General features: G+C 74.2%; 13 protein-coding genes. 5 read left to right on the top strand and 8 right to left on the bottom strand.

Going from position 1 to position 12,803, the window contains the following annotated elements:
- Positions 1 to 5: 5 nt before the first annotated feature.
- Positions 6 to 1,217 carry a sensor histidine kinase gene (locus tag ACH4EB_RS04865; RefSeq protein ID WP_398346413.1) on the bottom strand — a complete coding sequence of 404 codons (1,212 nt, stop codon included), beginning with the start codon at positions 1,215 to 1,217 and terminating at the stop codon, positions 6 to 8.
- A 240-nt stretch (positions 1,218 to 1,457) separates the two neighbouring features.
- On the opposite strand from ACH4EB_RS04865, the gene ACH4EB_RS04860 reads away from it, so the two are divergent.
- Both ACH4EB_RS04860 and ACH4EB_RS04855 read left to right on the top strand, forming a co-directional pair.
- Positions 1,458 to 2,687 carry an ABC transporter permease gene (locus ACH4EB_RS04860; RefSeq protein ID WP_398345892.1) on the top strand — a complete coding sequence of 410 codons (1,230 nt, stop codon included), beginning with the start codon at positions 1,458 to 1,460 and terminating at the stop codon, positions 2,685 to 2,687.
- A gap of 466 nt (positions 2,688 to 3,153) precedes the next feature.
- Complete coding sequence (locus ACH4EB_RS04855; RefSeq protein WP_398345891.1) at positions 3,154 to 3,939, top strand: ABC transporter ATP-binding protein; 786 nt, start codon at positions 3,154 to 3,156, stop codon at positions 3,937 to 3,939.
- Here the strand turns inward: ACH4EB_RS04855 and ACH4EB_RS04850 are convergent.
- Together ACH4EB_RS04850 and ACH4EB_RS04845 are read right to left on the bottom strand one after the other, a co-directional pair.
- Positions 3,905 to 4,432: an indole-3-glycerol phosphate synthase gene (locus tag ACH4EB_RS04850; protein ID WP_398345890.1), complete on the bottom strand. Its 528-nt coding sequence runs from the start codon at positions 4,430 to 4,432 to the stop codon at positions 3,905 to 3,907. The genes ACH4EB_RS04855 and ACH4EB_RS04850 overlap by 35 nt on opposite strands.
- A gap of 161 nt (positions 4,433 to 4,593) precedes the next feature.
- Positions 4,594 to 5,304, bottom strand: coding sequence for a pyrimidine reductase family protein (locus ACH4EB_RS04845; RefSeq protein ID WP_398346412.1), 711 nt, complete (start codon positions 5,302 to 5,304; stop codon positions 4,594 to 4,596).
- Between the two features lie 470 nt (positions 5,305 to 5,774).
- Between ACH4EB_RS04845 and zapE the strand changes: the two genes are divergently transcribed.
- Together zapE and ACH4EB_RS04835 are read left to right on the top strand one after the other, a co-directional pair.
- Positions 5,775 to 6,902 carry a cell division protein ZapE gene (gene zapE, locus ACH4EB_RS04840; protein WP_398345889.1) on the top strand — a complete coding sequence of 376 codons (1,128 nt, stop codon included), beginning with the start codon at positions 5,775 to 5,777 and terminating at the stop codon, positions 6,900 to 6,902.
- 270 nt (positions 6,903 to 7,172) lie between these two features.
- Positions 7,173 to 8,540, top strand: a complete 1,368-nt coding sequence (locus tag ACH4EB_RS04835; protein ID WP_398345888.1) for an alkaline phosphatase PhoX — start codon at positions 7,173 to 7,175, stop codon at positions 8,538 to 8,540.
- Positions 8,541 to 8,633: 93 nt separating this feature from the next.
- Here ACH4EB_RS04835 and ACH4EB_RS04830 read toward each other — a convergent pair whose 3' ends face one another.
- The 4 genes from ACH4EB_RS04830 to ACH4EB_RS04815 all read right to left on the bottom strand — a co-directional run bounded on the left by ACH4EB_RS04830 (position 8,634) and on the right by ACH4EB_RS04815 (position 11,443).
- The gene (locus tag ACH4EB_RS04830) at positions 8,634 to 8,810 is read right to left on the bottom strand and encodes a hypothetical protein (RefSeq protein ID WP_398345887.1); all 177 of its coding nucleotides are present in this window, start codon (positions 8,808 to 8,810) and stop codon (positions 8,634 to 8,636) included.
- Between the two features lie 175 nt (positions 8,811 to 8,985).
- Positions 8,986 to 9,654 carry an ABC transporter gene (locus ACH4EB_RS04825; RefSeq protein ID WP_398345886.1) on the bottom strand — a complete coding sequence of 223 codons (669 nt, stop codon included), beginning with the start codon at positions 9,652 to 9,654 and terminating at the stop codon, positions 8,986 to 8,988.
- Positions 9,651 to 10,706: an ATP-binding cassette domain-containing protein gene (locus ACH4EB_RS04820; protein ID WP_398345885.1), complete on the bottom strand. Its 1,056-nt coding sequence runs from the start codon at positions 10,704 to 10,706 to the stop codon at positions 9,651 to 9,653. Before ACH4EB_RS04820 ends, ACH4EB_RS04825 begins: the two co-directional genes overlap by 4 nt.
- A 59-nt stretch (positions 10,707 to 10,765) precedes the next feature.
- The gene (locus ACH4EB_RS04815; RefSeq protein ID WP_398345884.1) at positions 10,766 to 11,443 is read right to left on the bottom strand and encodes an AIM24 family protein; all 678 of its coding nucleotides are present in this window, start codon (positions 11,441 to 11,443) and stop codon (positions 10,766 to 10,768) included.
- A gap of 85 nt (positions 11,444 to 11,528) precedes the next feature.
- Between ACH4EB_RS04815 and ACH4EB_RS04810 the strand changes: the two genes are divergently transcribed.
- Positions 11,529 to 12,296 (top strand): peptidyl-tRNA hydrolase, encoded by a 768-nt coding sequence (locus ACH4EB_RS04810; protein WP_398345883.1) that lies wholly within the window; start codon positions 11,529 to 11,531, stop codon positions 12,294 to 12,296.
- A gap of 96 nt (positions 12,297 to 12,392) precedes the next feature.
- Here the strand turns inward: ACH4EB_RS04810 and ACH4EB_RS04805 are convergent, their stop codons facing one another.
- Positions 12,393 to 12,758: a darcynin family protein gene (locus ACH4EB_RS04805; protein WP_398345882.1), complete on the bottom strand. Its 366-nt coding sequence runs from the start codon at positions 12,756 to 12,758 to the stop codon at positions 12,393 to 12,395.
- Between the last annotated feature and the right edge of the window lie 45 nt (positions 12,759 to 12,803).

The raw sequence follows: 12,803 nt of genomic DNA, 5'->3' as shown, positions 1-12,803 counted from the left end.
GGGCGTCACGCGGTGGCCTGTCCGGGCGGGGCGTCGGCGGGCTGCGTGGTGGGGTCGGGGGCCTGGGCGGCGGCCGGTTCCCGGTACGGCAGGGTGACGGCGACCGCCGTTCCCTCGCCGGGCGCGGACTCCACGGCCAGCGTGCCGTGCAGCGCGCGGGCGCGGGCGCGCATCGCGGCCAGCCCGAACCCGGTGCCCGCGGCGGCGCCGGAGCCCGGGGGCGGGACCGCTTCGGGCGCGAAGCCCGTGCCGTCGTCGACCACGTCGAGGGCGACCTCGGTGTCCATGTAGGAGAGGGTCAGCTCGGCGCGGCCCGCGTGCGCGTGCTGGACGGCGTTGGCCAGCGCGGACTGGGCGATGCGCAGCAGCGCGACCTCGTGCGGGGTGGGCAGTTCCACGGGCGCGCCGGAGACCTGGCAGTGCACGGCCAGGCCGGAGGAGCGGGCGGTGGTGGCGCACAGCCGTTCCAGGGCGGCGGGCAGCGACCCGGCCTCCAGGTCGGGCGGGCTGAGCGCCCGGACGAAACGGCGGGCCTCGGCGAGGTTGTCGACGGCGGCCTGCCGGGCCTGCTGGACGTGCCCGAGCGCGGCGGCGGTGTCCGGCCGCCGCGGCAGGGCCCGTTCCGCGGCCCGCAGCAGGAGCTGGATGCTGGAGAGCCCCTGCGCGAGGGTGTCGTGGATCTCGCGGGCGAGCCGCTCCCGCTCGGCGAGCACCCCGGCGGCGTGCTCGGCGGCCGCCAGCTCGCTGCGGGCGGCGGTCAGCTCCTCGATGAGGCGGCGGCGCTGTTCGCTCTCCCGGTACAGGGCTTGGTAGCCGAGGACGACGGCGACCGCGACCGCCGCGCCCAGCGCGGGGCCGACGACCGTACCGACGGTGAGCGTGTGGGTGTGCCAGCCGAACCCGCCGATCGCGACGAGGGTGGTGATCAGGACCGCGGGCAGCGCCCAGCGCAGCGGCAGCAGGTGGAGCTGTACGAAGAAGAGCGGGAAGGCGAGCCAGACCCCGAGGGGCGTGAGGGCGAGCAGGACGGCCCACACCGCCATGACGGCGGCGAGCCAGAGAGCCGCTGCCACCGTGGAGGTGCGGACCGGCGGCAGCGTGGGGCCGACGGCGTACACGGCGAGCAGCAGGACGGCGGTGCCGACGACGGCGGGCGCGTCCGGACTGTGGTCGGCCACGGCCCGTACGGCGGCGAGCGCCAGCAGTGCGGCCACCATCAGGTGCAGGCAGACGCGCAGCACCCGCAGGGCGGGGGTCAGGGAGTGGGGAGTCACAGCCCTTCCAGGCTAGGCGCCCGGCCCCGGGCCGGCATCAATCAAAAGGTGGAGGGCGGACCCGGCCTTTCGATTCCGGCGAACCACTCCGGGGCGCGATGCCCGGCGCCCCCTTCCCCGGCGACGGTGGACGCAGCCGCCGGGCACCGGCCCGGCACCCGTCGGAAGGATGGCCGAAGCCCCGTGTTCGTCGCCTGGAGAGACCTGAGATTCGCCAAGGGCCGGTTCGCCCTGATGGGCACCGTGATCGTGCTGATCACGGTGCTGGTGGGGCTGCTGTCCGGCCTGACGGCGGGCCTGGGCCGGGAGAACACCTCGGCGATCACCTCGCTGCCCGCCGACCGCCTCGCCTTCGCCGCGCCCGCCGACGGCGGTGACGATGTCTCGTTCACCGACTCACACGTCGCGAAGCGGACCTGGGAGGGCTGGGCCGGAGCGCCGGGCGTCAGGTCGGCGGAGCCGCTGGGCATCGGTACGGCCAAGGCCACGGCGGGCGCCGGCCCGGGACAGCGCACCGCCGCACTGTCCGCCTTCGGGGTACGGCCCGGCTCACACCTGGCGCCCGAGGCCCGGCGGATCGCGGACGGCTCGGCGGTGCTGTCCGCGAAGGCCGCCGACGAGCTGGGCGTACGGGCCGGAGGCAGCTTCACGCTGAACGGGCGGACCCTGACGGCCGCGGCGGTGGCGGGCGAGGCGATGTACAGCCACACGCCGGTGGTCTGGACGTCGCTGGACGACTGGGCGGCGCTGTCGGGCGGCGCGCGTTCCGGAGGGGCCGGAGCCGGAAGCGGTGGTCCGGGGACCGCGAACGGTGGCTCCGAGGCCGGAAGCGGTGGTTCCGCAGCGTCCGGGGGCTCCGGCGGTGGCGCGGGGGCTGCCCCGGGCCGGGCCGGGACGGGCGGGGCGGAGACGGCCACGGTCGTCGCCCTCAGCACCTCGTCGGACGCCGGTCTGGCCGCCGCCGACCGCCGGCTCGGTACCCGTACCGTCACGACCGGCGACGCGCTGCGCGCCATCGGCTCCTACACCGCGGAAAACGGCTCGCTGCAACTCATGCGCGGCTTCCTCTTCGCCATATCGGCGCTGGTCATCGGCGCGTTCTTCACGGTCTGGACGATCCAGCGCAGCGGCGACGTCGCCGTGCTCAAGGCGCTCGGCGCGCCCACCCGCTACCTGCTGCGCGACGCGCTCGGCCAGGCGGTCGTCCTGCTGGTGATCGGTACGGGTGCGGGCACCGCGCTCGCGGCATCGGCCGGCGCGGCCGTCGGGGGCACCGTGCCGTTCGTCCTGGACCCGGCCACGGTCCTGGTCCCGGCCCTGGTCATGATCGCGCTGGGGGCCGTCGGCGCCGCGCTGTCGATCCGCCGTATCACCGCCGTCGATCCGCTGACCGCGCTGGGGAGCGCACGGTGAGCCCGGGGCACCATGGCCGGACCGTCCGCACCCCCGGCCGGACCGACCGCACCCCCGGCCGGACCGTCCGCATTCCGGGGCGGACTGCCCGGCGTCCCGCTGCGGATTCCGGGCTCTCTCGTCCCGTTTCCGCGGATTCCGGACCGGACGGTATCCGGATTCCCGGGCTGGGCAGTACGACCATTTCCCGGCCGGACGGTATCCGGAAGGAAGCCGCGCTTCCCCTTTTCTCCGGTCCGGTCCGCACGGACTGCTCCTGTTCCTGGCCCGTTTTCCCCTCCGCGGATCGGTACGGCACGCGACTACGGGCGCGAGTTCGGCCCGCCCGGATGTCCCGCCCCGATCCGGCCCCGGAAATGGCGAAAGTCCGGCCCCGTACAGCACTCGAATGACCGCACGCACTTCTTCCCGAACCCTTTCCCCGAGCCTCTTTTCCCCCGGAACCCTCTACCCAGCGACGGACCCCATGAATGCGAACCCCTCCCTCACACACCACCGCACACGGAGCCGCACGCGGCCCCGCCACGAGCCCCATCCGGCCTCCGGACCCCCGCCGTCCACCGGTCTCGGCCTGACCGGCGTCACGCTCACCTACCCGGACGGCGCCGGCCGTCTCACCGCACTCGACGACGTGAGCCTGACCGTGCCGCCGGGGTCCGTGACCGCCGTGGTCGGGCCCTCGGGGTCCGGCAAGTCCAGTCTGCTGGCGGTGGCCGCGACGCTGATCGGCCCGGACGGCGGGCGGGTGGTGATCGACGGCACGGACACCGCCGGACTGAGCCGGGCCGAGCTGACCGCGCTGCGCCGTACCCGGATCGGCATGGTCTTCCAGCAGCCGAACCTGCTTCCGTCGCTGACGGCGGCGGAGCAGTTGCAGGTGATGGCCCACCTGGACGGCCGTACGCCGCGCGCGGCGTACGGCCGGGCCCTGGAACTGCTCGACGCGGTCGGTCTGGCCGACCAGGCGGCGCGCCGTCCGCACCAGCTCTCGGGCGGCCAGCGGCAGCGGGTCAACATCGCCAGGGCGCTGATGAACGAGCCCGCCGTCCTGCTCGTCGACGAGCCGACCAGCGCGCTGGACCACGAGCGCGGCGCCGTGGTCCTGGACCTGCTCATCACGCTCACGCACCAGCGCGCCACCGCGACGGTCCTGGTCACGCACGACCGCGCCCACCTGGACGCGGTGGACGCGGTCGCGGAGATGCTGGACGGGCGGCTCAGCTCCCGGCGGGATCCGCTCCGGAGCCGTTAGCCGGGCCCTTGCCCGGGTTGTGCGCCACGTCCTGGGCCGGGTCGTCGGCGGCGTGCGAGAAGAGCTTGAGTACGGGCACGCCGACCTTGTGCCGGGCCCGGGAGGCCCAGTCGCGGTGGAAGAACTCCTCGACGAAGTGCGGGGCGGTCAGCACGATCACCTCGTCGGCGCCGGTCTCGTCGACGACCGACCGCAGCAGGTCCAGCGGATGGTCCTCGACGACCTGCCCGATCGCCTCCGCGCCCGCGGTGCGCAGGGCGTGGAGGGTGTAGGACAGGGCGCGCCCGGCGGGCGGCTCCGCCTGCGCGCCCTCCGGCTCGTCACCTTCCCGCACGGCCTCCTCGAACTCGCCCAGCGCGACATCGTCGATGGCCCTGAGCAGGCGGTCCTGATTGCCGCGCGGCTGCATGAGGACGACGAAGGAGACCTGGTCGTCGCCGTGCAGTGTGGTGACGAACTCCACGTCGGCGGGCGTCAGGGGCTTCTCGATCATCAATACGCTCGTGAACACGGCGGACGCCCTTCTTCTCATCTCTCGCGGCCCGCCCGGTGAGCAGACCGACAGAAACCATCCTGCCCCGTCGCCACACGGGGCCTGTTGGCCTTTAGTGTGCCCAGCGGAAGCTAAGCGGAACGAATAATTCCGCCCTTTGTTCAGGACCGACGGTAACGGGTGAACAGGAAGCCGGCCTCCTCCAGTACGGACGCGAGTACGAATGTCTCCGGAACGGTCGTCACCGGCGCGTTCATGATGCGGGACGCGTCACCGGCGACCACCAGCGGTGCCAGCGAGAGGCACAACTCGTCGAGTGCCCCGCTTCCGGCGAACTGACCCAGGAGCCGTGGCCCGCCCTCCGTCAGCAACCTGGTCAGCCCCCGCGCGGCGAGCGCGCCGACCACCCGCGACGGGTCGACGGCGGCCCCCTCGCCGGCGAAGACGACCTCGGCACCGGCCTTGCGCGCGTCCCGCACCCGGTCGTCGTCGGCCCCCGCGCCGGTCACCACGACCGTCGGCACCAGCGGCTCGGTGAACAGCGGCTGCGTGAAGTCCAGGTCCAGACTGGCGGTGACCACCGCGATGGCGGGGGCGGGCGCCTGCCCGGCGGCGGCCCGGCGCGCCGCGAACGCCTCGCGGGCGCGGGCCGGGCGGTAGCCCTCCTTGCGTACGGTCTCGGCGCCGACGACCACCACGTCCGCGAGGCCGCGCAGTACGCCGAAGATCCTCATGTCCGCGTCACTGGAGAGCGGCTGCGAGCGGCCTTCGTGGTGGGCCGCGCCGTCCAGCGAGGAGACCATGTTCGCGCGGAGCCAGCCCGTCCCCTCGTCGACGCGGGGATACGCGTAGGCGTCGGCCAGTTCGTCCAGGCTCCACCGGCGGTCGGTGAAATCGGCGGAACCGGCCGTGCGGGAACCGCCGGGACCGGCCGTGCGGTAATCGCTGGACCCGGCCGTGCGGGAATCGCGGGAGCCGCCCGCACGGGATGCGCCGCCGCCCGTGCGGGATTCGGCCGGGTCCGTCGCAGCGGAATGGCCGGCCCCGGCCGTACCGGAATCGGATGAGCCCGCAGGACCGGAAACAGCGGAACCGGAACCGGAATCCGAGGCGCCGGAATCGGCTCCGGCGTCGGTTCCCGTCGCGGTGCCGGCAATGGCGCCCGGTTCCGCCGCGAGGGCGGACGCGACCGCGGCGGAATTCTCGTCGTCCGAACCGCCCGGGAAATCGCCGGACGGTACGTGCGGGTCGGGAAGGGGAAACAGGCGTCGCATAGGCGGCAGTGTGACATGCCTCGCTCACCCGGCGGAGTCCTCGCGCACAGCGACTAGGCTGGACGGCTGTGTCGCCTTCCCAGCCCTCGTCACCTCAGTCCTCCCCCATAGCCGGACCGCCGGCCGACGGGACCGGAGCGGCCCCCGCCGCGCTCACCGCGCGCGAGCCGCACGTCCCCGCCGACCGCCTGGTGGCGGAGATGGTTCCGCCGCCGCGCTTCCAGAGCGCGCGCTTCGAGACGTACATCCCGGACCCGAACCAGCCCAGCCAGGCCGCGGCCGTGGCGGCCCTGAGCGGCTTCGCCGGGAGCATCGGCGGCGGCACGGACCCGTCCGGGGGCGGCAAGCGGCGCTGGTTCGGCCGGAGCGCCAAGAAGACGGCGGCCCCCTCGGGTCCGCGCGGCGTCTACCTGGACGGCGGATACGGCGTCGGCAAGACGCACCTGCTGGCCTCCCTCTGGCACGCGACCCCCGCCGAGCCCGCGCTCAAGGCGTTCGGCACCTTCGTGGAGCTGACGAACCTGGTCGGCGCGCTCGGTTTCCAGCAGACCGTGCAGACGCTCAGCGGCCACCGCCTGCTGTGTATCGACGAGTTCGAACTGGACGACCCCGGTGACACCGTACTCGTCTCCAGCCTGCTGAGCCGGCTGGTCGAGGCGGGCGTCGCGCTCGCCGCCACCTCCAACACGCTGCCCGGCAAGCTGGGCGAGGGCCGCTTCGCGGCGGCGGACTTCCTGCGCGAGATCCAGGGTCTGAGCGCCCACTTCCGGCCGCTGCGCATCGACGGCGAGGACTACCGCCACCGCGGACTGCCCGCGGCGCCGCCCCCGTTCGACGACGCGGCCGTCACCCGCGCCGCCCACCGCACCCCCGGCGCCTCGCTCGACGACTTCCCGTCCCTGCTGGAGCACCTCTCGAAGGTGCACCCCAGCCGGTACGGGGCGATGTGCGACGGCATCACCGCCGTCTGCCTGACCGATGTGCAGGCGGTGCCGGACCAGTCCACCGCGCTGCGCCTGGTCGTCCTCGCGGACCGGCTGTACGACCGCGAGGTGCCGGTGGTGGCGGCGGGCAAGCCGTTCGACGCGCTGTTCAGCGAGGACATGCTCAAGGGCGGCTACCGGAAGAAGTACTTCCGCGCGATCTCCCGGCTCACGGCGCTGGCCCGCGACGCCAAGCCGCTGGTGGAGGGGTAGGGGCCGGGGCGCGGGACCGGCGCGGATCCGGCACGGGGCTCCGCCGGGCGGGGCGTTCCGAAAGGGCGCGATGCGGGCGCGGGACCGGCACGGGACCGGCACCGGGCGGGGCGTTCCGGGCGAGGCGTTCCGGCGGGCGTGGTGCGGACGCGGGCGCGGCGCCCCGTCGGCGCGGCGGTTGCCGGACCGCGCGCGGCCGGTTCCCGGCCGCCGACGTGCGTGGTACACACATGCGGGTCACATCACCTGTCCGCCAGCAGGGAGTTGCCCATGTCCGCGACACGTCGTCAGGTCCTGGCAAGAACCGGTGCGCTGGGCGTATCGATCGCCTTCGCCGGCAGCATTCCCGAGATCTTCGCCGGAACCGCCGCCGCACGGGGCGCGGGCCGGCACGGTTACGGCCCCCTGATACCCGACCCGGCGGGTCTGCTCGACCTGCCCGAGGGGTTCCGGTACCGGGTACTGTCCCGCGAGGGCGCCCCGCTGCCCTCCGGCGAGGGCCGAATACCGGGCAACCACGACGGTATGGCAGCCTTCCCCGGCCGGCACGGCCGCGTCCATCTCGTCCGCAACCACGAGAACCGGGCCGGGTCGCGGGGCCCCGTCCCCACCGTCGAAGGGCTGACCTACGACCCGGCGGGCGAGGGCGGCTGCACGGCACTGGAACTGGACCGGCACCACCGCGTCCGGTCCGAGCGCGTCGCCGTCGCCGGCACCTCCACCAACTGCGCGGGCGGCCCCACCCCGTGGCACACCTGGCTCACCTGCGAGGAGACCGAACTGCGGGCGGGCGAGGACGGGTACACCAAGGACCACGGCTTCATCTTCGAGGTCGACCCGTACGATCCGCGCCGCACCGGCGCCGTACCGCTGACCGCCATGGGCCGCTTCCCGCACGAGGCCGTAGCCGTCGACCCGGGGACCGGCACGGTCTACGAGACCGAGGACGCCTTCGACAAGCCGTTCGGCCTCTTCTACCGGTTCCGGCCCGCGAAGCCGCTGGGCGGCCGGGGCTCCCTGCGGGCCGGCGGCCGGCTCCAGGCGCTGCGCGTACCGGGCGTCGGCGACCTCTCCACCATCCAGGAGACCGGCACCAGCTTCCGCCACGTGGAGTGGGTGGACGTCCCCGACCCGCTCGCGCGGCAGACCCCCATCCGCTTCCAGGACTTCGGGCCGCGCGGCATCACCCACGCCCAGAAGCTGGAGGGCTGCTACTGGGGCGGCTCCGGCGTCTACTTCGTCTCCAGTTTCGCGCGGAGCGCGGACGGTTCGGCCGCCGACCACCACGGCCAGGTGTGGCGGTACGACCCGGGCGCGCGCCGTCTCACGCTCGTGGTCGTCTTCGGCGCCGGCAGCGACATACACCTGCCCGGCGAGTCCCCCGACAACATCTGCCTGGCCCCCGGCGGCGGGCTCATGGTCTGCGAGGACGGGGACGGTGCCCAGCACGTGTACGGCCTGACCCGGCGCGGCGCGGTGTATCCGGTGGCACGCGGCCGGCAGAACATCGGCACACCGGAGAAACCGGCGTGGGGCGAGTTCGCGGGGGTCACCTTTTCCCCCGACCATCGCACGATGTACGTCAACTGCTACACACCCGGCACGACGTTCGCGGTCACCGGGCCCTGGGAGGACTGAGCCGGGGCAGATCGGACCGACCGGGGCAGGGCGTAACCGACCGGAACAGGCCGGTCCAACCGGAACAGGCCGGTCCAACCGGAGCAGGCCGGTCTAACCGGAGCAGGCCGAGCGCTGGGCCTCCAGCCACTCGCAGTGCGGGCACAGCAGCGCACCGGGCCGGTCGGCGGGGTATTCGGTGGCCTCCCCGCAGTGCACACAGTCCGCGAAGGGCGGGCCGCCCGCCTCGTCGGCCGTACGGCTGGTCTGCGCTTCGTCGGTGCCCGGCATACGGCCGATCCTACGCGCGGGGCGATCGGCGCTGCGTATGGGCCGGAGGCGGTGAGAGCGATACCGGCGGCAGAAACGCAGTCACGGCCGTACGGGCACGGTCACGGCCGTACGACCCGCGTCGGCGGACCCGGGGCCCGGCCGCGTCGACGGACCCGCCCCCGGCCCGCTCCCGTCAGCTACGGCGGGAGCTGAGGCGGCAGGCCACGGCCATGGCGGTGGCCGCGATCAGCACGCCGGCGAGCAGGGGCAGCCAGGGCATGGTGATCGTTCCGTCGGCGGAGCCGGTGACCAGGCCGGAGACGGCGGCGTTCGCGGGTGAGGCGCCCGCGATCAGCAACAGGACCGCGGCGAGCAGTCCGGACACGGTCGACCACCCGGTGCGGCGCAGCACCGGCCAGTTGCAGAGCGCGCCGACGGCGGTGCCGAGCAGGACGCAGACCAGTGCGGCCGACAGCCCGGCGCCCGCGGCGGCGAGCACGGGCACGGCGGTCCGGTGGTCGGAGGCGTGCGGATCGGCGACGAGCGAGACGTACGCCGTGCCGACGAGCGCCAGGAACGTCGCCGCCAGGCCCCCCGTCAGTACGCAGGCGAGGTGGGCCTTGCCGGGGCCGGCTGCCGCCGCCGCGCAGGAGCGCGCGGCGGGCGGCTCGTTGGTGACGCAGATCCGGCACAGCCACGCGGCGAGGGGCAGCAGCCCGAACGCGGCGACGCCGTACGAGTCGAGGATCGGCCCGCCGCTCTGTACACCCACGGCGAGCAGGGCGGCGTACAGGAGGCCCGGCGGCAGCCAGCGGTGCGACCGCAGGAGCAGGGTGAAGTGGTAGCGCAGGAGCGGAATCACGGGTACCGGTTTTCGTCGGGGACCGGGCCGGTGGCGGGCGGACCGGTGGGCGGTGCCAGGGGTGACGGTGTTGAGAAGGGTGCTGGTGGTGCCAGCGCTGCCGACGGTTGCGGGCGTACGGACGGTGTCGGGGTGACCGTACGGATGTGCCAGGGCGGGCGCGCCGCGAGCAGCGCACGCAGCAGCGCGTCGGAGTGGGCGGCCGCGACCGTCAGCCGGACCGCCGTACCGTCCGGGCCCGGAGCGACATGCGGCGTACCCGGCAGGTCCGCGAGACCGGGCAGAGCGAAGAGGCCGGGCGCGGGGCGGGACGCAGGCGCGGTGCGATAGGCGGGCGCCTGCGCCTCGATGAGCACCGTGGGGCCGGACGGCAGCGTTCCGTACCCCGTCGGGACCGCGTCCGGCCCCGCCCACCCCGGCCCCGCGTCCGGCTCCGCCCCCGCCGGGAGCCGGTGCAGGCCGTCGCCGGTGACGCGGTACCGTGCGTCGGCCGCGTCCGCCAGGCGCCGCGGGTCGTGGTCGACGAAGACGACCGTGCCGCCCGCCGCGACGCGTTCGGTCACGGCCCGGTCGAGGACGTCGCGTGCCGCCGGGTCCAGGCCCGTCCAGGCTTCGTCGAGGACGAGCAGTTCCGGCTCTGCCAGCAGGGCCTGGGTCAGCGCGACCTTCTGGCTGGTGCCCTTGGACAGCTCGGCGAGCGGCGTCCGGGCGTGGTCGCCGGCGCCGAAACGTTCGAGCCAGTCCGTGCCGCGGCGGGCCGCCTCGGGGCCGCGCAGGCCGTGGATCCGCCCGAGGTGGGTGAGGTAGCCGACGGCGGTGAACGGGAGGACGGACGGGAAGCGTTCGGGTACGTACGCGCTGCGCGGGCGCCCGGTGATCCGGCCCCTGCTGGGGGCGTCGATCCCGGCCAGGATCCGCAGCAGCGTCGATTTGCCGCTGCCGTTGTGGCCTTCGACCCGTACCAGCGACCGCCGCGGCAGGTCGAGGTCGATGTTCCGCAGCACCCACGGGCCCCGCGCTCCGTAGCGCCGCCCGACTCCGTCCAGCCTCATCGGCCCCCCGGCCGTCATCCTGGTCGTCGCTCCCGCGGTCCCGCCCGTGGCCGTCGCCGTCAGTTCCCGGCCGTCCGCTCGGGGCGCAGTTCGCTGGGCCGTACGATCACGAAGCCCTCGCCGTCCAGTTGCAGTTGTACGGCCTCGCCGGAACCGCCGCGCAGCATCGAACCGAGGCTCTGCGAACGGTGCAGCGAGGTCTGCAGCGACGCGGTCCACCCGACCACCGCGTCGGTGTCGACGAACACCGGGGCCTGCGGCGAGACGGGGATGACGATGGGGTTGCCCTCGCACACCAGGCCCAGCCTGCCGTGGCCGGTGAAGACGGAGTTGAACAGGCCGCCGCCGGTCATCCCCGCGCCCTTGACGGTGGAGATCTCGTAGGACAGGGACGGGTCGAAGCACAGCACGTTGCGGCCGTTGATCGTGATGCCGTCGCCGGGGGCGAGGTCGACGATGAAGCAGTTGGCGGCCTCGTGCGCGAACCAGACCTCACCGCGGCCGCGCACGGCCATCAGGGCCAGGCCCTCGCCGGTCACGGCCCGCTTGAGGAACTTGCCGACGCCCTGCCCCTGCTTCTCGAACTGCAGGTCGCCGCGGTAGGCGACCATCGAGCCCTGGCGCGCGAAGCACTCGCCGTCCACGGCGTACTTGATCGACTTGGCGTTCTGCAGGGTCATGCCGGGCGCGGAGGCCGGCGTGACGACGTTCTCGGAGGCGAAGAGGTCGCTGTGCATAAGGAGGATGATCTCCCGGAATGTTCCGTTCCGCCAAGGCGGCCGCCGGGCGGTGGCGTTCCGGGCGGCTGGCACACTGGTCCGTGTGACCAGCACCGATCCCGCCGGACCCGGCGATCCGACCGACGCCGCGGCCGACGCGCCCCGCCCCGCGGAGACCGACCGCGACCTCGCCCCGCAGTACGCCCTCCCCCTCGTCGTACGGATCGAGCGGGCCGAACCGCCCACCCGCACGGACGCGTTGGAGACCGCGGCGCGGGCCGTGCTGACCCTGCTCTCGGACGAGCGGGCGACGGGCGACGGCGTATGGGCGGCAGCCGTACGGAACTGGGAGGACGCCCGGATCCGCAAGGTCGTGCGCCGGGCCCGCGGCGCGGAGTGGCGGCGCGCCGAGGCGCTGCCGGGCATCACGGTGCACGGCGGGAGCGCCGAGGTCCGCGTCTTCCCGCCGGTCCCGTTGGACGGCTGGCCCAAGGACCTGGCCCGGCTCCAGGTGTCCGGGACCGACCTCGACGACCCGCGGACACCGGCCGCGCCCGACCCCGACAGCCCGGTGCTCTGGCTCAACCCCGAACTGGACATGTCGGCGGGCAAGGCGATGGCCCAGGCGGGGCACGGCGCGCAACTGGCGTGGTGGGACCTGTCCGCGGCCGAACGCGATGCCTGGTGCGAGGCCGGTTTCCCGCTGTCGGTGCGGCCCGCCCCGGCGCACCGGTGGGAGCGGCTGGCGCGCGGCGGCCTGCCGGTGGTCCGCGATGCCGGTTTCACGGAGATCGCGCCCGGTTCGTGCACGGTCGTCGCCGACCACCCGGCTCTGCGGGCGCGGCTGGAGCCGCTTGCCGGCGGCCGGTGACCGTGCCGATGCCCTCCGGCCGTTTCGATCCGGAGGGCATCGGCACGGCGCGGATCGCGCGGTGCCTCATGGGCGACGCGCGGATCGCGCGGTGCCTCAGGTGCTGACGGTCGCGACCGGGGCGACGTCGTAGGTGCGGGCGTAGCCGTTCTCGGTGCCGACGAGGATGTCGACCACCTCGAAGTAGCGGTCCCAGAAGGGGGTTTCCCGCAGCGCGTCGATGAGGAGCTGGTACGCGTTGTGGTCGTCGGCTTCCCAGACCCAGACGTCGGTGACGCGGGCGGAGTAGAACTCCGTGTCGTAGAAACGCGACCGGACGCCGGTGGTCTTGGCCTTGACCGCGGACATGATCTCGGTGTCCAGGGCGTGCACCCGCTCGTGCGGGGTCATGGCGAGCCACTCGGGCATGGTCTTGATGAGCAGGAAGGCGGTGACCGGCGGGGCGGTGTCGACTGCGGACATGGCGGGTCCTCCGAAGTGGCAGGTGATGACGGTCGCGAAGACCGT

The sequence above is a fragment of the Streptomyces sp. NPDC018045 genome (genome assembly GCF_044327445.1).
GTDB lineage: Bacteria > Actinomycetota > Actinomycetes > Streptomycetales > Streptomycetaceae > Streptomyces.
This window is presented reverse-complemented; position numbering and strand designations above follow the sequence as displayed.

Bases quoted from the DNA above. Each gene is read 5' to 3' on its own strand.
- ACH4EB_RS04865 (WP_398346413.1), bottom strand. From the start codon at position 1,217: ATGGTGGCCGCACTGCTGGCGCTCGCCGCCGTACGGGCCGTGGCCGAC.
- ACH4EB_RS04855 (WP_398345891.1), top strand. From the start codon at position 3,154: ATGAATGCGAACCCCTCCCTCACACACCACCGCACACGGAGCCGCACG.
- ACH4EB_RS04850 (WP_398345890.1), bottom strand. From the start codon at position 4,432: ATGATCGAGAAGCCCCTGACGCCCGCCGACGTGGAGTTCGTCACCACA.
- ACH4EB_RS04835 (WP_398345888.1), top strand. From the start codon at position 7,173: ATGTCCGCGACACGTCGTCAGGTCCTGGCAAGAACCGGTGCGCTGGGC.
- ACH4EB_RS04830 (WP_398345887.1), bottom strand. From the start codon at position 8,810: ATGCCGGGCACCGACGAAGCGCAGACCAGCCGTACGGCCGACGAGGCG.
- ACH4EB_RS04820 (WP_398345885.1), bottom strand. From the start codon at position 10,706: ATGAGGCTGGACGGAGTCGGGCGGCGCTACGGAGCGCGGGGCCCGTGG.
- ACH4EB_RS04815 (WP_398345884.1), bottom strand. From the start codon at position 11,443: ATGCACAGCGACCTCTTCGCCTCCGAGAACGTCGTCACGCCGGCCTCC.
- ACH4EB_RS04805 (WP_398345882.1), bottom strand. From the start codon at position 12,758: ATGTCCGCAGTCGACACCGCCCCGCCGGTCACCGCCTTCCTGCTCATC.